Origin of the sequence: Stenotrophomonas sp. S41, from assembly GCF_016624625.1 — a bacterium.
Classification (GTDB): domain Bacteria; phylum Pseudomonadota; class Gammaproteobacteria; order Xanthomonadales; family Xanthomonadaceae; genus Stenotrophomonas.
In genome coordinates, this window is record NZ_JACVTV010000101.1 from 1 (window position 1) to 17,034 (window position 17,034).

Genomic DNA, 17,034 nt, shown 5'->3' on the forward strand with positions numbered 1-17,034 from the left:
GCCATGGATGGCGCCATCGAGCCCCCATGGACGGGTTTACGGCGTGTCCTGCCCACCCACACCGCCGCGCCATCCCACGGAATGCAGGCTTTTGCCGTTGACGTTGACGTTGCCTCGGCGGGTGCAGGGCGCAGCCCTGCCAAGCAATCATCAGAATTTGAACAGCACCGTCGCCGCATGCAGCAGCACCCCGATCAACCCACCCACCAGCGTGCCGTTGAACCGGATGAACTGCAGGTCGCGGCCCACGCTCAGTTCCAGCTGCTCGACCAGGTGCCGCTCGTCCCAGCCCTTCACCGTCTGCGCGATGTGCGTGGTCACCCCCTCGCGCAGGCGCTCGGTCAACCGCTGCGCACCCTCCAGCAGATGCTGGTTGAGCGCATCGCGCAGCGCCGGATCGGCCTGCAGCGTCGCACCCAGCGATGCCAGGCTGCGCTGCAGGTGACCGACCAGCGCCGAATCCTCGCGCTGCAGGTCCGCGCGCAGGCTGGCGTGGATGCGCGCCCACAGCCCCTGCACATACTCCTGCAGGGCCGGGTGGTCGATCATTTCCTGCTTCAGCTGTTCGATGCGCTCGGCCAGCGCCGGGTCTTCGCGCAGGCGCTGCACGTAGTTGCCCAGCCAGGTCTCGTAATCCTGCCGCAACGGATGCTGCGGCTCGGCCAGGACCTGCTGCAGCTCCTCCAGCACCGCACGCGCCAGGCGCTCGGCCAGGCTGTCACCGATCTCGTCGATCGGCTTGATCCAGTTCACCGTGTTCGACAGCGTCGGCCACTCGCGCTGGATGTAGCGCACGATCAGCTGCGAGGCGCGCTCCTTCACTTCCGGCTGCTCCAGCCAGCGGCCGAGCCGCTGCAGGCCCTCGTCCAGCACGCGCTGGTGACGGCCATCGGCGGTCAGCAGGGCCAGCAGTTCGCCGGCGGTGGACGCCGCGTTCCACTGCCGCAGCTGTTGCACGACGAAGCTGTGCAGCTGTCGGCGTACGGCGCCTTCGTCGAAGAAATCCAGGGCCTGCAGCGCCCAGCCGCGGGCCATGTCGGCCAGCATCCGCGAGCGCGCCGGATCGGCCAGCCAGCTGCCAAGGCGGCTGGCGGGGTCGAATACCTGCAGCTTGGCCAGCAGCACGCCCGGTTCCAGGAACTGGTCGCGCACGAACAGGGCCAGGCTGTCGCCGATGCGTTCCTTGCTGCGCGGGATGATCGCGGTGTGCGGAATGGGCAGGCCCATCGGCCGCCGGAACAGCGCTACCACCGCGAACCAGTCGGCAAGGGCGCCCACCGCGGCGGCTTCGCAGAAGGCCGACACCCAGGCCCAGGCACCACGCTCGCCCTGCCAGTGGCTGACCGCGAACCCGGCCAGCATCAACAGCAGCAGGCCCAGAGCGATGGCTTTCAGGCGTCGCAGCTGCGCGCGACGCGGATCGATGGCAGACGTCATGGGGGGAGTCTACCTGCCGCACGGTGACGCTGATCTGTAGAGCCGAGCCCACGCTCGGCTGCGGTGCACCGGGGCAAAGGCAGCCGAGCGTGGGCTCGGCTCTACAGCCGCGCGTTTTCCCATCGGTAGCGCCGGGCCATGCCCGGCGGCGTGCTTACAGCGCCTCGAGCTGCCTGCGCAGCGCGGCCAGCTGCGCGCGCAGGGTGTCGTTCTCGCGGGTCAGGGCGACCACGCGGCGACGCAGCGCCGGGGCGTCCTCGCCCAGCTGCTCCAGTGCGGACAGCACTTCGGCATCGCGGCTGGCGACCTCATCCTCGCTCGGCTCCTCGAAATCCATCTCGGCCGCTTCAGGCTTCGGTGCGCGCGGCTTGCGCTTGGATTCGCGCACGCGCTTGGCTGCCTGCTTCAGCTCGTCCTTGCCACCGGCGGCGGCCGCGCGCTGCTCCTCTTCCGGCAGGTCGGCCACGGCCGCAGCCGCGCTGATCGAGATCACGCCGGCCTTCACCGCTTCCACCACCTCGGCCGCGGCCTGGGCGTGGATGCGCTCGATCATGCCGACCTGGCTGGTGCTCAGCTTGGCTTCGCGGGCCAGTTCGGCACGGCTGACCTTCGGTGCGGGCTCCCACGGCGGGCTGTCTTCGCCTGCGTCGTCGGCCGGTTCGGCGGTGCCGTCGCTCTCGCGCTGCAGCTGCGCCTGTTCCACCTGCTTGCGGGCGGACAGGATGTCGCGCTTGCGCAGGGCCAGCACGCCGCGCTGGAAGTCGGACACGCTGCGGCGGCCCAGGTGCTGCTCGATCATCCACAGGTGCACGTCTTCCATGCTCTGGAAGCGGGTGTTCTGCACGGTGTTGAACGGCAGGCCGTGCTTCTGGCAGATGCCGAAGCGGTTGTGGCCGTCTACCAGCACATCACCCCACAGCACCAGCGCGTCGCGGCAGCCCTCGGCCAGGATGCTGCGCTCCAGCGCGTCATGTTCGTCCGCGGTCAGCGGGTCGATGTAGGCCTTCAGTTCTTCTTTGACGACGATGTCCATGGGCACGGCAACAGTCAGGAGCGGAACCGACCATTGTACCCGCTCGCCGGCGCCGGCCCGGGCTCAGGCGGTGGCCCGGATCATCTCGCCCAGGGTGCCGGTGATCTGGTCGATCTGCGCCTTGTCCACGATCAGCGGCGGCGACAGGGCGATGATGTCGCCGGTGCAGCGCACCAGCAGCCGGCCATCGTGGAAGCAGCGCCGGTAGACCTCGTAGCCGCGGGCGCCGGCGGCATCGCGGCGTGGCGCCAGCTCGACCGCGCCGACCAGGCCGAAGTTGCGGATGTCCACCACGTTCGGCAGGCCCTGCAGGGCATGCAGACGTTCCTGCCAGTATTCGCCCAGCTCGATGGCGCGCTCGAACAGGCGCTCCTCGGCGTGGATGTCCAGGGTGGCGAGGGCGGCCGCGCAGGCCAGTGGGTGGCCCGAATAGGTATAGCCATGGAACAGCTCGATGGCCTGCGCCGGGCCCTGCATGAAACTGGCATGCACCGCCTCGCCCACCAGCACGCCGCCCAGCGGCACCGCACCGTTGCTGACGCCCTTGGCGAAGGTCAGCAGGTCCGGGGTGACCCCGAAGCGCTGTGCGGCGAAGGGCATGCCGACCCGGCCGAAGCCGGTGATGACCTCGTCGAACACCAGCAGGATGCCGTGCTGGTCGCAGATCTCGCGCAGCCGCTGCAGGTAGCCGGGGGAGGGCAGGATCACCCCCGCCGAGCCCGCCACGGGCTCGACGAACACGGCGGCGATCGTGGACGCATCGTGCAGCGCGATCAGGCGTTCCAGATCGTCGGCCAGTTCGGCGCCGTGGCGCGGCAGTCCCTTGCTGAACGCGTTGCGCTCCAGGTCCAGGGTGTGGCGCAGATAGTCGACGCCGCCCAGCTGCAGGCCGAACTGCCGGCGGTTGTTGGGCAGGCCGCCGAGGGCCATGCCGCCGAAGCCGACCCCGTGGTAGGCCTTTTCGCGGCTGATGAAGCGGGTGCGCTGGCCCTCGCCACGCAGGCGATGGTGGGCCAGCACGATCTTCATCGCGGTATCCACGGCCTCCGAGCCGGAGCTGGTGAAGAACACATGGTTGAGCCCGGCCGGTGCCAGCGCGGCCAGCCGCTGGGCCAGGGCGAAGGCCGGTGGCGATCCCATCTGGAAGGCCGGCGAGTAATCGAGCGTGGCCGCCTGTTCGGCGATGGCCTGGACGATGCGCGGCCGCGCGTGGCCGGCGTTGCAGCACCACAGGCCGGCGGCGCCGTCGAGGATGCTGCGCCCGTCGATGTCCTCGTAGTGCATGCCCTCGGCACGCACCAGCATGCGCGGCGCACCCTTGAACTGGCGGTTGGCGGTGAACGGCATCCAGTACGCATCCAGCGATTCGGGGCGCTGGGTGGCCAGTGCGTGCGGGTCGATCGCGGGGTTCTTCATGCCGCCTCCGTCGGTTCCGATGCACCGACTGTAGCGCAGCCCGGTCATCGCGGCGGTAGCGGCGGCGGCAGAACAGGCGCATCACGGCCACGGCGGTATAAACGAGGCATTCGCTGCCTGGAGCCGGACATGGCTGACTTCCCCGACCGCAACCACTGGCAGGCTCTGGCCAGCCAGCTGGCCATTCCCGCACAGGCCTTCATCGATGGCCGCTACGTGGACGCGGCCAGCGGCGCCCGTTTCGACTGCATCAGCCCGATCGATGGCCGCGTGCTGGGCCAGGTGGCCGACTGCGATGCGCAGGACGTGGAGCGTGCGGTGGCAGGCGCGCGGCGCGCGTTCGAGGCCGGCCACTGGTCGCAGGCCAGCCCGGCGCACCGCAAGCGCGTGCTGCTGGCGTTGGCCGCGCTGGTGGAAAAACATGCCGACGAACTGGCCCTGCTGGAAACCCTGGACATGGGCAAGCCGGTGCGCGATGCGCGTCGCGTCGACCTGCCCGGCGTGGTGCGCTGCCTGAGCTGGACGGCCGAAGCGGTGGACAAGCTGTACGGCGATATCGCGCCGACCGGCCCGCACGAACTGGGCCTGGTCAGCCGCGAGCCGGCTGGCGTGGTGGCGGCGATCGTGCCGTGGAATTTTCCGCTGCTGATGGCCTGCTGGAAGATCGCGCCGGCGCTGGCGATGGGCAATTCGGTGGTGCTCAAGCCCTCGGAGCGCTCGCCGCTGAGTGCACTGCGGTTGGCCGCACTCGCTGCCGAAGCCGGGCTGCCCGATGGCGTGCTGAACGTGCTGCCCGGGCAGGGCATGTACGTGGGTGAACCGCTGGCGCTGCACATGGATGTGGACGTGCTGGCGTTCACCGGATCGACCGCCACCGGCGCGAAGCTGCTGCAGTACGCCGGCCGTTCCAACATGAAGCGGGTGTGGCTGGAGTGCGGTGGCAAGAGCCCGCACCTGGTGTTCGCCGATGCGCCGGATCTGGATGCGGCGGCCAAGGGCGTGGCGCGGGGCATTTTCTTCAACCAGGGCGAGGTGTGTACGGCGGGCTCGCGGCTGCTGGTGGAACGTTCGATCCGTGACGATTTCGTGCACCAGGTGGTGGCGTATGGGCGGCGCATGCAGCCGCGCCATCCGCTGGAGGCCGATGCGCCGATGGGTGCGCTGGTCGATGCCGCGCACGTGGACAAGGTACTGGCCGACATCGCGCGCGCCGAGGGCGACGGTGCGCGCCTGCTGCTGGGCGGGCAGCGCGCCGAGGTGGAAGCGGGCGGCTGCTACGTGCAGCCCACCGTGTTCGACCAGGTGCGGCCGGAGCAGGCACTGGCGCGCGAGGAAGTGTTCGGGCCGGTGCTGGCGGTGCTGGCCTTTGATGGTGAAGCAGAGGCCGTGCGGCTGGCCAACGACAGCCGCTATGGGCTGGCCGCCGGACTGTGGACGCGCGACCTGGGGCGAGCGCATCGCGTGTCGCGGCAGCTGCGCGCGGGCAGTGTGTGGGTGAATGGCTGGGATGGCGGTGACATGAGCGCACCGTTTGGGGGTTACAAGCAGTCGGGCAACGGCCGCGACAAATCGCTGCATGCGTTCGACAAGTACAGCGAGATCAAGGCGACCTGGATCCAGTTGTAGCGTTGAGCCGCCGGGCATGGCCCGGCGCTACCGGCACCGCGCGCTCACCACCAGCACCGCATCACGCAGCGCCTGCCGGTCCATTTCCTCCACCGCCCCCTGGAAATAGTCCATGTCCTGCTTGCCCAGCTGGCACGGATCGACGATGTACCCAGGCGGCCACAGGCCGAGCAGCTGCGCCACGCCGTGCACGATCTGCTCGGGCGTCATCGTCCTGCGGATGCGGAAGTAGTTCCGCCGCGGTCCGAACGCGGCATGCACCTCGCGACGGCCGATCAATCGTGGTGCCACCCCCGCCGCCGTGATGCCATCACCGCCGTCGATGCTGCCGGCCGGCAGACCCAGTACGAGGGGGGCCGGTGTCGGCGTACTGTCGCTTTCCACATCTGCCGGCGGCAGCGGTACAGGCGCAACCCGCCGCGAGGGGCGGGCAGGCGTCGGTGTCGCCGATGCCGCAGCGGGCACGACGCGCGGCGCGGGCGGCTGCAGCGGCGGCGGCAGCCAGCGCAGGCTGATGCGTTCTTCGGCCTCCCGCGCTGGGCCCAGCCGGCCGCTCTGCCACAGCCACGCGCCCAGCAGGGCATGCAGCAGCACCACGACCAGCCAGGCCGCCGTGCGCGGCAGCTGCGGTGAATCGGACCAGCGCAACGCAACCACAGGGGCCATCGGCGAAGCATCCATGCAGGGACCGGTGGCGCAGCCTAACCAGTGTCCAGAAAAATTCCGTTGGCATCGGTGTCGGCTGAAACCATCGTCCCGTCAGCCCTCCCGCGCGTGGCAGAATCGGTCGATCCACCTTCCACGCCTTGCCGATGTCCTCGATCACCGCTGCCGCTCCGCCCGTGAATTCCCCCAGCCGCGTCCTGCTGGCCAGCCTCATCGGCACCACCATCGAGTTCTTCGATTTCTACATCTACGCCACGGCGGCGGTGCTGGTGTTCCCGCACCTGTTCTTCCCGGAAAGCAGCGACCAGGCGGCCCTGCTGCAGTCGCTGGCGACCTTCGCGGTGGCCTTCATCGCGCGCCCGGTGGGCTCGGCGGTGTTCGGCCACTTCGGCGACCGCATCGGCCGCAAGGCCACGCTGGTGGCGGCGCTGCTGACCATGGGCCTGTCCACGGTGGCCATCGGCCTGCTGCCCACGCATGCGCAGATCGGCCTGTGGGCGCCGGCACTGCTGGCGCTGTGCCGCTTCGGCCAGGGCCTGGGGCTGGGCGGTGAATGGGGTGGCGCGGTGCTGCTGGCCACCGAGAACGCACCGCCTGGCAAGCGCGCGTGGTACGGCATGTTCCCGCAGCTGGGCGCGCCGCTGGGCTTCCTGCTGTCGGCCGGCATCTTCCTGCTGCTGGGCCGCTGCCTGGGCCAGCAGGACTTCCTGCAGTGGGGCTGGCGCATTCCGTTCGTGGCCAGCGCGCTGCTGGTCGGCCTGGGTCTGTGGGTGCGCCTGAACATCCACGAGACGCCCGATTTCCAGCAGGCGCTGGAGCGCAAGGCGCCGGTGCGGCTGCCGATGTGGACCGTGCTGCGCGACCACTGGCTGCCGATGCTGCTGGGCACGCTGGGCGCGTTCGCTACTTTCGTGCTGTTCTACCTGATGACGGTGTTCAGCCTCGGCCACGGCACGTCCGTGCTGGGCTACAGCCGCGAGCAGTTCCTGCTGATGCAGATGGGCGCGATGCTGTTCTTCGCGGCGGGCATTCCGCTGTCGGCGCGTTATGGCGACCGCTGGGGCACGCGCCGCACGATGGTCTTCGCCAGCCTGCTGATCCTCGGCTTCGGCGTGCTGTTCGCGCCGCTGTTCCAGGCGAACAGCCCGTGGCTGGTGTTGAGCTTTTTGTGCCTGGGCCTGTTCCTGATGGGCCTGACCTACGGCCCGTGCGGCACCTTCCTGGCCGAGATCTATCCGGTGGAAGTGCGCTACACCGGCGCATCGCTGTCGTTCAACCTGGCCGGCATCCTGGGTGCAGCGCCGGCGCCGTACCTGGCCACCTGGCTGGCCGAGCGCTTCGGCCTGGTCGCGGTGGGTTACTACCTGTGCCTGACCGCCGTGGCGACGTTGTGCGCGCTGCTGGCCCTGCAGCGGCGCGCGCAGCTCAGCCAAAGAAACGCTTGAGCGTGCGGCCCAGCCAGCCGCCGCTCTGGTGCTCGCGGGCGAACTGGTTGAGGTGCGCCTTGACCTGTTCGGCGTAGGCCTGGTCATCGCCGCGGATGTGGTTGAACAGCCAGCGCGAGAGCATCGTGCGCAGTTCGTCGGTCACGTCTTCGCCGGCTTGGAAACGCAGCCGGTACTCGGCCACGCGCTTGATGAAGATCTCATGCACGCGCTTGTGCGCGGCGCAGAACGGATAGCCCGCTTCCTCCATCAGCTCTTCCTCGAACGCGAAGTGCGACATGGTGTAGTCCACCACCTCGTCGATCACTTCGGCCACCACCGCCGTCTGCAGCCCGGCCTGGGCCACGTGCAGGTGGTTGAGCATGTCGACGATGCGTCGGTGTTGCTGATCGATCACATCGATGCCGATGTTCAGATCGTCCTGCCAGACCAGTAGTGCCATCCCCGGCTCCCCTTCATGTTCATGTCGGGGCTGACTGTAGGATCGCCGCGCTCAGGCGGCGTTGATCTGGATCAAAGCGCGGCGGCCATCGCCGCTTCGCGCGGGCGCAGCGGGTTGGCCACGGTCGCGCAGCTGACCCGGTTGCGGCCGGCCGCTTTGGCCAGGTACAGCTGGCGGTCGGCCTCGGAAATCAGCTTGTGCAGCGAGTCGCGCTGCGGGTGCAGGCAGCACAGGCCGATGCTGACGGTCATGCGCAGGATGGCGGTGCCGATGTCCACTTCCAGCGCGGCGATGCGCTGGCGCAGTTCCTCGAAGTAGACGATGGCTTCGTCCTGTTCCATCTCCGGCACCAGCAGGCAGAATTCCTCGCCGCCGAAACGTGCGATCAGGTCCTGGCTGCGTGCGTGGTCGCCCACCGCGCGGGCCACCGCTCGCAGCGCATCGTCGCCGGCTTCGTGGCCATGGGTGTCGTTGATGTGCTTGAAGTGGTCGATGTCGATCATCGCCACCGCCACGCACTGGCCATGCAGCTGCAGCTGCGGCAGCTGGCGCTGGCTCTGTTCCAGGAAGCAGCGGCGGTTGGGCAGGCCGGTGAGGAAATCGCGGGTGGCCAGGTCCTGCAGGGTGCCGATCAGCTCCAGCTGGTCGACGTTCTGCGAAACACGGCAGAAGAATTCCTCGCGCGAAAAGGGCTTCCGCAGGAAGTCATTGGCGCCGTTCTTCAGGAAGCGCGGGATCAGCGAAGCGTCGGTGTTGCCAGAAATGCCGATCACCGCCACCTTGTCGCGCGAGCGCAGGGTGCGCAGGCGACGGGTGAATTCCACGCCCTGCATGCCGGGCATTTCCTGGTCGACCACGGCCAGGCGGATGGCCGGGTGCGCTTCGATCGCGGCCAGGCCTTCGGCACCGTCGGCGGCCTCGAACACTTCATGGCCGTACATGCGCAGCAGCGCCGCGGCGTAACCTCGGGCCGAGGGTGAGTCATCCACCACCAGCGCGGCGATGCGGCGGTTGCGTTCCAGCCGCTGCACCAGCCACACCAGGTAATCGATGCTGCCGGGCGTGTTCTTCAGTACGTAGTCGATGATCTGCTGCTGCAGCACGCGCTTGCGCAGGTCTTCGTCGTACACGCTGCTGACCACCACGGTGGGCAGGTCGCGCTTGAGGAAGAATTCGACGACCGCATCGCGGTCACCGTCGGCCAGCACCAGCCCGGTCAGCACCAGGAACCAGCCGCCATCATCACTCAGCAGGCGATCCGCCTCGGCCAGGGTCGAGGCCACCACTACCGGCAGTTCCAGACGCTGCTCGATCGCTTCTCGCAGCATTCCGGTGAACGCGCGGGAGTTTTCCACCAGCAGGATCCGCTGCGGAAGGGGGTCTGCCAGGTCGCCATCGACAACGACCTGCGGGAGGACGGGCATGGTGCGGAGGCTCACGTGAGGGAGGGGCGCTCGGGAAGGATAGCGGCGGTTTCGACAGAAACTTTAGCCGCGCCGTGTGATCGCAGCGGGATGGCACATGGCTGCGGTGGACCGGGACCGGTATGCTCGGTGCCGCTTGCCGGCCGTCCTGGCCGGGAGCCCTCGGAGTTCACGGGCACCGTCAGTGCCCGCGCCGATGCACAGCGGCTGTGCCAGGCGAACGCGGCAATGCCTGGCCGCCCATCACCATTCATTCCACAAGGGGGTTGCCCGTGCGTTTTTCCCGTATGCGTATTGCCATTGCAGCGGCTGCGCTGCTGTCCACGCCGATGATCGCCGCTGCTGCTTGCTGTCCCAGCGACGGCAATGGCATCCAGCTGGCCAAGAGCGGCCTGGGCGAGTCGCTGCCTGCCACGTTGAACCTGAGCCAGGATCCGTCCTGGCAGGTGTATGGCTTCCAGCGCGATGGCATCACCTATTTCCAGGTGAATGACCTGACCGGTCAGGTGAAGCTGATCGTCGGCACCCTCGACAACGTGTTCTGGACCCTGCCGGCGGGCAAGTCGCCGGCGAAGACCTCGTTGCCCTCGCAGCGCCTGGTGATTCCGGCCAATGCGCCGCGCCAGGTGGTGTACCGTCGCGCCGAGTTCTCGCTGGTGGTGTATGGCAAGGGCGCCGATGCGATCTGGTCGGTGGAGCTGCCGGGCGAAGGGCAGTAACGCTGATGCATGACCGGCCCTGCCGCGCGCAGGGCCGGTCGTTGCGGTGCTCAGTGCAGGCCGTGCGGCGCCAACCTTGTCGGCAGTGCAGTGTCCTGCTCGGCATGCGCCGGTGAATCCAGCAGCAGCATCCGGATGCGGTTGCCGCGGAAGTCCACGCGTCCGCCGTAGGCAATGGGCCGCGCACTCAACCGGCGTCGTGCCAAGGCCACGGTGTCGTCAGACAGGGTGCGGTAGCGGTCCAGCAGGCCGACGGTGACCACGATGCCGCGCTGTGTTCCGCGGCGACCGCAGCGTGCGCGCACCTGGATCTGTCCGCGCTCACCGTTCAGAAGCAGCGAAACCGCCTCGGCCAGGGTGCGGTAGGTGGCCAGCTGCAGGCCAAGGTTCAACTGGCAGGGGTCGCCCTGCAGCTGGTGGCGACCGAGGCGATCGGTCGCATCCCAGGCCTGGTGGATGCCGCTGGCCTGCAGGGCCAGATAGAGGCCCAGCTGCTCCAGTTCAGCGGGGTAGACCATGCTGGTCAGCTCGCGGAACTGCCGCGAATGGCTGGTCGCGGTGCCCAGCAACCGTCGCGCGGGTTCGTGGTGCCCATGCAGCTTCAGCAGGTCGGCGGTCTCGCCCAGCGACGTTTCAATGTCATCGGCAATGCGCCGCAGTGCCAACGCGCGCTGGCGCAGGTCCATTTCATTGGCGATATGCGCATTGCGGGAAAAATCGGCCGCCTGCCGCCCCGCCTGGTCCTGGTGCGCGTGGTGGTGGTAGTGCTGGCTGATGCGCGAGCCCAGTGCCAGCAGGGCGGTGCCGGCGACCGCGACGATCTGCAGGGTCATGAACGTGCGCTCATCGAACGAGCCGGGCAGGCCGCTGCTGGGCGTGCCCACGCTGATCAGCATGTTCAGCAGCGGCACCGCGAGGGCTGCACCGCGCCAGCCGTGCATGCAGGTCAGCACCACGGCGGGCAGTGCCATCAGCAGCTGCAGGCTGGTCTTGGCCGGGTCGGAGCTGGCGCCCGCCCAGATCGCCGCGCTGCCCAGCACCAGCAGGGCGGCCAGCGAGGCCAGGGTCGGCCACTGCCGCCAGCTGGACCAGTCATGTCCGGCGCTGCGCCGCGACCACAACAGGGCGAGCGGGACCACGGTGATGATCGCGATGTAGTCGCCCAGCACGTAGCGGATGGCGGTACCCAGGATCGGATCGGAGGGCGGGGTGGGCCACAGCAGATGGGCCAGGCCCAGCTTCAGGACCGCGGTGGCCAGCGCCGCCCACGCGGCAATGGACAGCATCCAGGCTTCGCCGCAGGTGGCCAGGCGCCGGCGGTGCAGGGCCACCACCAGGGCCACGGCGGGTATCAGGCAGGCCGATGCCAGGACCACCCACGGCAGCCCGTAGCGGTCGATCATCGGGTAGCGCATCTGCGCGAAGTAGGCGTACTCGCCCAGGATCAGATAGCCCCACAGGCGGGGCGGGCACAGCAGCAGTGCGGCGACGCGGATGCCGGCAGGCAGGTAGAACTGGTCCAGCGAAATCTGCCGGGTGGCCCAGCAGGCAAGCGCGTACAGCGCCGCCAGGGCAAGCCCCGCCGGGCGGATACGTACATCCAGGCGAATTCCATTCGTCCACCAGTTCAATCGCAAGCCTCCCATGCTGCTGCGCGCCAGCGCCCTTCAGGCTTCGCGCCTGGCCCCAGCCCGCGACAGTATCGGCTGCGGCGGACGCTTGCAATTGCCTGCAACGGCCGTGCCACTCCGCCGCTGCCGCGCGGTCTGCGACGGCTCTGACCGAGTTCACACTTTCACGTCACGGGGCTACCACAGCGCGTCGCGCAGCTTGTACCAGGACATCGCCGCCACCAGCAGCGGCGTGCGCAGCAGCCGGCCGCCGGGGAACGGCGCATGCTGCAGTCGCTGGAACACATCCAGCCGCGCGCTCTGGCCATCGATGGCCGCGGCGATCACATCGCCGGCCAGGCCGGCGGCGGCCACGCCGTGCCCGGAAAAACCCTGGGCGAAATACAGGTTGCCATCGAGCCGGCCCCAGTGCGGGGCACGGTTGCGGGTGATGTCCACGTAGCCGCCCCAGACCTGTTCCACGGCCACGTCGGCCAGCTGCGGGAAGACCTGGTGCATGCGCCGCTGCATCAGCCCACGCAGCCCCGGCGGCGGCAGCGCCGAGTAGCTGGCACGGCCGCCGAACAGCAGGCGGTGGTCATGGCTGAGGCGGAAGTAGTCCAGCGCCCAGGCGGTGTCGGCCACCGCCATGTTGTTGCGGATCAGCTGCCGCGCACGCTCGGCGCCCAGTGGCGCGCTGGCGCCGATGTAGGTGCCGACCGGCATGATGCGGCGCTCCAGGTCCGGCAGCAGCCCCTGCAGCCAGGCATTGCCGGCCACCACCAGGTGCGCGGCACGCACGCTGCCCTGCGCGGTGTGCAATGTGGCCTGCGCGCCACGCTGCACGCGGGTGACCGGCGAATGCTCGTGGATGACCACGCCGGCCGCACGGGCGGCATCGGCCAGGCCGCGCGCATAGGCCAGCGGGTGCAGGTGCGCACTGAGCGGATCGAACATCGCGGCGCGGTAGCGCGGGCTGTCCAGCTGCGCGTGCAGGACATCGCGCTCCCACCACTGCATCGGATAGTCGTAATGGCGCTGCAGGTGCTCGCAGCCGGCGCGCAGGTCGCGTTCGTGGCGTGCGCGGATCGCGACGCTGGCATGGCCTTCCACCCAATGGCAGTCGATGCCGTGGCGCGCGATGCGCTGGCGCATCGACTGCACCGCCTCGCGCGACCAGTCGAACAGATGGCGGGCGTCGTCGCGGCCGAGCTGGCGTTCCAGCGCATCCACCTCGCAGCCGTAGCCCACCAGCGCCTGGCCGCCGTTGCGTCCGGACGCCCCCCAGCCGATGCGCTGCGCTTCCAGCAGCACCACGCGGTAGCCGCGCAGGGCCAGTTCCAGCGCAGCGGTCAGGCCGGTGTAGCCGGCGCCGAGCACCGCCACGTCGGCCTGCACATCGCCGCGCAGCGGCGGCAGCGCAACCGGTTCGGGCAGGCTGTCGGCGTACCAGCTGGGCGGGAAATCCGCGCTCACCGCAGGCCTCGCGGGCACGGGATGAAGGGGCAGGGCGGGGGCGGGCGATCACTGTTCACCGGCATAGTCTGGCCGATGCACGCAGCCGGGTGTGTGACGGCGACGACTTGCCGCCCGCGCGCACCGGCGGTTACTTTGATGCCCAGGCCAAGGATGCCCACGCCAAGGAGTTTCCCCATGCGCCGCCTGCCCTGGGTGGGCCTGCCCACCGACAGCACCGTGCTCGGCCATCACCGTTTCGCGGTGGCCGGCGAGAAGTACGTGCGCGCGCTGGTCGACGCGGCCGAGGTCACCCCGCTGGTACTGCCCAGCCTGCAGCCGGCACTGCCGGCCGAGGATTGGCTGCAGGGCCTGGATGGCCTGCTGTTGACCGGCGCGGTCAGCAACATCGAGCCGCAGCACTATGAAGGGGGCCGCAGCTGGCCGGGCAACCTGCATGACCCCGCGCGTGATGCCAACGCCTTCGCCCTGCTGCAGGCCGCGCTGGCGCTGGACCTGCCGGTGCTGGCGATCTGCCGCGGCTTCCAGGAGTTGAACGTCGCCCTGGGCGGCAGCCTGCATCCGCAGGTGCATGCAGTGCCGGGGCTGGCCGACCATCGCGAGGATCCGCAGGCACCGGTCGAGGTGCAGTACGGGCCGGCGCATGCGGTCACCCTGGCTGGCGATGGCTGGCTCGCGCAGTGGCACGGCAGCGACCACGCACAGGTCAATTCGGTGCACGGGCAGGGCATCGCCCGGCTGGCCGATGGCCTGCAGGTGGAGGCGTGGGCCGGCGATGGCCTGGTCGAAGCCACACGCAGCCGCCACCATCGTTTCGTGCTCGGCGTACAGTGGCACCCGGAGTGGCGTGTCATGCAGGCGCCGTTCTATCACGCTATTTTCCGTGCTTTCGGCCAAGCTTGCCGGCAGTACCAACAGTACAGACTGGATTCCCGATGAGTTCCCGACCTCGCCCGCGCAAGACGGCCACGCCCCCCGCACCGCAGGAAAGCAGCCTGCTGCGCTGGCTGAAGGAGCGGCGCATCACCGAGGTCGAGTGCCTGGTGCCGGACATCACCGGCAACGCGCGCGGCAAGATCATCCCGGCCGACAAGTTCTCGCACGACTACGGCACGCGCCTGCCCGAAGGTATCTTCGCCACCACGGTCACCGGTGAATTCCCCGACGATTACTACGACCTGACCTCGCCGTCGGACTCGGACATGATGCTGCGGCCCGACCCGGACACCGTGCGCATGGTGCCGTGGGCGGCCGATGCCACCGCGCAGGTCATCCATGACTGCTACACCAAGACCGGCGAGCCGCACGAACTGGCCCCGCGCAACGTGCTCCGCCGCGTGCTGGCTGCCTATGCCGAACTGGGCCTGCGCCCGGTGGTCGCACCGGAGCTGGAGTTCTTCCTGGTGCAGAAGAACACCGACCCGGATTTCCCGCTGCTGCCGCCGGCCGGACGCTCCGGGCGTCCGGAGACGGCGCGGCAGTCGTACTCGATCGATGCGGTCAACGAGTTCGATCCCATCCTCGACCTGATGTACGACTACGCCGATGCGATGAAGCTGGACGTGGACACGCTGATCCACGAATCCGGCGCGGCGCAGCTGGAAGTCAACTTCACCCACGCCGATGCGATGGACCTGGCCGACCAGGTGTTCCTGTTCAAGCGCACCATGCGAGAGGCGGCGATGCGCCACGGCGTGTACGCCACCTTCCTGGCCAAGCCGATGGAGAACGAACCGGGCAGCGCCATGCACATCCACCAGAGCCTGGTGCGGGTGAGCGACGGCAGCAACGTGTTCACCGGCGAGACCCATGGCGAGGGCGAGTTCAGCCCGGTGTTCGGCCATTACCTGGGCGGCCTGCAGAAGTACGTGCCGCAGGCGATGGCTTTCTTCGCGCCGAACGTCAATTCGTACCGGCGCCTGGTGTTCGGCGAGGTCTCGCCGAGCAACGTGCACTGGGGCTACGACAACCGCACCTGCGGCCTGCGCGTGCCGCTGGACACGCCGGAGAACATGCGGGTGGAAAGCCGCTTCGCCGGTTCCGATGCCAACCCGTACCTGGCGATGGCCGCGACCCTGGCCTGCGGCCTGCTCGGCATCCGCGAGCGGCTGGCCCCGGACGCGCCGGTGACCGGCAGCGCCAAGGAGCTGGGCTACAACCTGCCGCGCTCGCTGGGTGAGGCGCTGGACGGGCTGGAACAGTGCGCCGAACTGCAGGCCCTGCTGGGCGAACGCTTCTGCCGGGCCTACATCTCGGTAAAGCGCAAGGAATACGAGACCTTCTTCCGCGTCATCAGCTCCTGGGAGCGCGAGTTCCTGCTGTTGAACGTGTGAAGGCCCGTAATTGATGAATGAGCCGCCGGGGGGTAGGCTGGCACCCGTCGCCGGCCCTGCCGGCCTCCCCCTTTCCGCATTCTGGAGCACCCGATGAAGCTGCGTATCCTCACGCTCGGCCTGGCCTCCGCCTTGCTCGCCGCCTGTGGCGGTGGCAACGGCGGCGCGCAGGACAGCCAGGTCCTGAACGTCTACAACTACAGCGATTACATCGCCGAGGACACCATCCCGACCTTCGAGAAGGAGAGCGGGATCAAGGTGACCTACGATGTGTTCGACAGCGACGAGATGGTCGAGACCAAGCTGCTGGCCGGCAACAGCGGCTACGACGTGGTGGTGCCGACGCTGAACTTCTTCGGCCGCCAGATCCAGGCAGGCGTGTTCCTGCCGCTGGACAAGAGCAAGATCCCGAACCTGGCCAACCTGGACCCGTCGGTGATGAAGCGCATCGCCACCCAGGACCCGGACAACAAGTACGGCGTGCCGTACATGATCGGCACCACCGGCATCGGCTACAACGTGGACATGCTGAAGGAGCGTTTCGGCGGCAGCGCCGACATCGCCAACAGCTGGGACCTGGTCTTCAAGCCGGAAAACATCAGCAAGATGAAGGACTGCGGCGTGACCATCCTGGACACGCCGGCCGACATGATCCCGATCGCCCTGCATTACCTGGGCCTGGACCCGCACAGCGGCGACCCGGCCGAGCTGCAGAAGGCGGCCGACCTGCTGAAGTCGATCCGCCCGTACGTGCAGAACTTCCACTCCTCGCAGTACGTGGGTTCGCTGGCCAACGGCGGCACCTGCCTGGTGGTGGGCTGGTCGGGTGACATCATCCAGGCCCGCGACCGCGCCGAGGAAGCCAGCAACGGCGTCCACGTGGCCTATTCGATCCCGAAGGAAGGCGCCCCGCAGTGGTTCGACATGCTGGCGATCCCGAAGGACGCCAAGCACCCGGAAGCAGCCTACACGTTCATCAACTACCTGCTGGAACCGAAGGTCGCCGCGGCCAACACCAACTTCATCCACTACGCCAACCCGGTGCCGACCGCGACCCCGCTGGTGGACGAAGCGATCCGCACCGACCCGACCATCTACCCGCCGGCCGACGTCGCCGAGAAGATGTTCACCTACTCGATCAACACCCCGGAAACCGACAAGCTCTACACCCGCCTGTGGACCGAAGTGAAGACCGGCAAGTAAAAATCGGTTGATGCAGTACAGAGAAAACGGAGGCCAACGGCCTCCGTTTTTTTTGCTTCTGCTCTGCCTTTGCTCTGCCGTTGACCTCCTGTCCGCGAGCACGGAACGGTAGGGCAGCGGGTGGGGCCGGGGGCTGAGGCAGGACCGCAGGCGCCATGGATGGCGCCTACGAGCCCCCATGGACGGGTTTACGGCGTGTCCTGC

At 68.7% G+C, this 17,034-nt stretch carries 14 protein-coding genes; 6 read left to right on the plus strand and 8 right to left on the minus strand.

The features are described 5' to 3' along the window. Nucleotides 1-150: 150 nt before the first annotated feature. From IAE56_RS17125 to IAE56_RS17135, 3 genes are all read right to left on the minus strand, one after another. Entirely contained in the window at nucleotides 151-1,437 is a 1,287-nt protein-coding gene (locus IAE56_RS17125; protein WP_200753347.1) for a DUF445 family protein, read from the minus strand. A gap of 154 nt (nucleotides 1,438-1,591) precedes the next feature. Beyond that, complete coding sequence (locus IAE56_RS17130) at nucleotides 1,592-2,470, minus strand: plasmid replication/partition related protein (protein ID WP_200753348.1); 879 nt, start codon at nucleotides 2,468-2,470, stop codon at nucleotides 1,592-1,594. 63 nt (nucleotides 2,471-2,533) lie between these two features. Beyond that, complete coding sequence (locus tag IAE56_RS17135; protein ID WP_200753349.1) at nucleotides 2,534-3,886, minus strand: aspartate aminotransferase family protein; 1,353 nt, start codon at nucleotides 3,884-3,886, stop codon at nucleotides 2,534-2,536. Nucleotides 3,887-4,015: 129 nt separating this feature from the next. Between IAE56_RS17135 and IAE56_RS17140 the strand changes: the two genes are divergently transcribed. Beyond that, entirely contained in the window at nucleotides 4,016-5,512 is a 1,497-nt protein-coding gene (locus IAE56_RS17140) for an aldehyde dehydrogenase (RefSeq protein WP_200753350.1), read from the plus strand. 27 nt (nucleotides 5,513-5,539) lie between these two features. Here IAE56_RS17140 and IAE56_RS17145 read toward each other — a convergent pair whose 3' ends face one another. Further along, nucleotides 5,540-6,178, minus strand: a complete 639-nt coding sequence (locus IAE56_RS17145) for a hypothetical protein (protein ID WP_234456159.1) — start codon at nucleotides 6,176-6,178, stop codon at nucleotides 5,540-5,542. Nucleotides 6,179-6,324: 146 nt separating this feature from the next. Between IAE56_RS17145 and IAE56_RS17150 the strand changes: the two genes are divergently transcribed. Then, nucleotides 6,325-7,623 carry an MFS transporter gene (locus tag IAE56_RS17150; RefSeq protein WP_108768361.1) on the plus strand — a complete coding sequence of 433 codons (1,299 nt, stop codon included), beginning with the start codon at nucleotides 6,325-6,327 and terminating at the stop codon, nucleotides 7,621-7,623. On the opposite strand, the gene IAE56_RS17155 is transcribed toward IAE56_RS17150, so the two are convergent. Continuing rightward, on the minus strand, nucleotides 7,604-8,065 hold the full coding sequence (locus tag IAE56_RS17155) for a bacteriohemerythrin (protein WP_108768362.1): 462 nt from the start codon (nucleotides 8,063-8,065) through the stop codon (nucleotides 7,604-7,606). The genes IAE56_RS17150 and IAE56_RS17155 overlap by 20 nt on opposite strands. Nucleotides 8,066-8,136: 71 nt before the next feature. Beyond that, nucleotides 8,137-9,489: a diguanylate cyclase gene (locus tag IAE56_RS17160; RefSeq protein WP_200753352.1), complete on the minus strand. Its 1,353-nt coding sequence runs from the start codon at nucleotides 9,487-9,489 to the stop codon at nucleotides 8,137-8,139. Nucleotides 9,490-9,761: 272 nt separating this feature from the next. Here IAE56_RS17160 and IAE56_RS17165 point away from each other — a divergent pair, with 272 nt between their 5' ends. Continuing rightward, nucleotides 9,762-10,208: a hypothetical protein gene (locus IAE56_RS17165; protein ID WP_325167202.1), complete on the plus strand. Its 447-nt coding sequence runs from the start codon at nucleotides 9,762-9,764 to the stop codon at nucleotides 10,206-10,208. A 50-nt stretch (nucleotides 10,209-10,258) separates the two neighbouring features. Here the strand turns inward: IAE56_RS17165 and IAE56_RS17170 are convergent, their stop codons facing one another. Both IAE56_RS17170 and IAE56_RS17175 read right to left on the minus strand, forming a co-directional pair. Continuing rightward, complete coding sequence (locus IAE56_RS17170; RefSeq protein WP_234456160.1) at nucleotides 10,259-11,839, minus strand: MASE1 domain-containing protein; 1,581 nt, start codon at nucleotides 11,837-11,839, stop codon at nucleotides 10,259-10,261. A gap of 177 nt (nucleotides 11,840-12,016) precedes the next feature. Next, a complete protein-coding gene (locus tag IAE56_RS17175) occupies nucleotides 12,017-13,294 on the minus strand; it encodes an FAD-binding oxidoreductase (RefSeq protein WP_200753354.1) in 1,278 nt (425 codons plus the stop codon). Between the two features lie 177 nt (nucleotides 13,295-13,471). On the opposite strand from IAE56_RS17175, the gene IAE56_RS17180 reads away from it, so the two are divergent. The 3 genes from IAE56_RS17180 (at nucleotide 13,472) to IAE56_RS17190 (ending at nucleotide 16,830) form a co-directional block, all read left to right on the plus strand. Then, the gene (locus tag IAE56_RS17180) at nucleotides 13,472-14,233 is read left to right on the plus strand and encodes a gamma-glutamyl-gamma-aminobutyrate hydrolase family protein (RefSeq protein WP_200753355.1); all 762 of its coding nucleotides are present in this window, start codon (nucleotides 13,472-13,474) and stop codon (nucleotides 14,231-14,233) included. Next, nucleotides 14,230-15,627, plus strand: coding sequence for a glutamine synthetase family protein (locus tag IAE56_RS17185; RefSeq protein WP_079221322.1), 1,398 nt, complete (start codon nucleotides 14,230-14,232; stop codon nucleotides 15,625-15,627). Before IAE56_RS17180 ends, IAE56_RS17185 begins: the two co-directional genes overlap by 4 nt. Before the next feature lie 93 nt (nucleotides 15,628-15,720). After that, complete coding sequence (locus tag IAE56_RS17190) at nucleotides 15,721-16,830, plus strand: polyamine ABC transporter substrate-binding protein (RefSeq protein ID WP_200753356.1); 1,110 nt, start codon at nucleotides 15,721-15,723, stop codon at nucleotides 16,828-16,830. Nucleotides 16,831-17,034 lie beyond the last annotated feature (204 nt).

Excerpts from the sequence above, each read along its gene's own strand:
- IAE56_RS17185 (WP_079221322.1), top strand. The coding sequence starts at position 14,230 with ATGAGTTCCCGACCTCGCCCGCGCAAGACGGCCACGCCCCCCGCACCG.
- IAE56_RS17130 (WP_200753348.1), bottom strand. The coding sequence starts at position 2,470 with ATGGACATCGTCGTCAAAGAAGAACTGAAGGCCTACATCGACCCGCTG.
- IAE56_RS17155 (WP_108768362.1), bottom strand. The coding sequence starts at position 8,065 with ATGGCACTACTGGTCTGGCAGGACGATCTGAACATCGGCATCGATGTG.
- IAE56_RS17160 (WP_200753352.1), bottom strand. The coding sequence starts at position 9,489 with ATGCCCGTCCTCCCGCAGGTCGTTGTCGATGGCGACCTGGCAGACCCC.
- IAE56_RS17180 (WP_200753355.1), top strand. The coding sequence starts at position 13,472 with ATGCGCCGCCTGCCCTGGGTGGGCCTGCCCACCGACAGCACCGTGCTC.
- IAE56_RS17125 (WP_200753347.1), bottom strand. The coding sequence starts at position 1,437 with ATGACGTCTGCCATCGATCCGCGTCGCGCGCAGCTGCGACGCCTGAAA.
- IAE56_RS17150 (WP_108768361.1), top strand. The coding sequence starts at position 6,325 with ATGTCCTCGATCACCGCTGCCGCTCCGCCCGTGAATTCCCCCAGCCGC.
- IAE56_RS17140 (WP_200753350.1), top strand. The coding sequence starts at position 4,016 with ATGGCTGACTTCCCCGACCGCAACCACTGGCAGGCTCTGGCCAGCCAG.
- IAE56_RS17145 (WP_234456159.1), bottom strand. The coding sequence starts at position 6,178 with ATGGCCCCTGTGGTTGCGTTGCGCTGGTCCGATTCACCGCAGCTGCCG.
- IAE56_RS17190 (WP_200753356.1), top strand. The coding sequence starts at position 15,721 with ATGAAGCTGCGTATCCTCACGCTCGGCCTGGCCTCCGCCTTGCTCGCC.
- IAE56_RS17135 (WP_200753349.1), bottom strand. The coding sequence starts at position 3,886 with ATGAAGAACCCCGCGATCGACCCGCACGCACTGGCCACCCAGCGCCCC.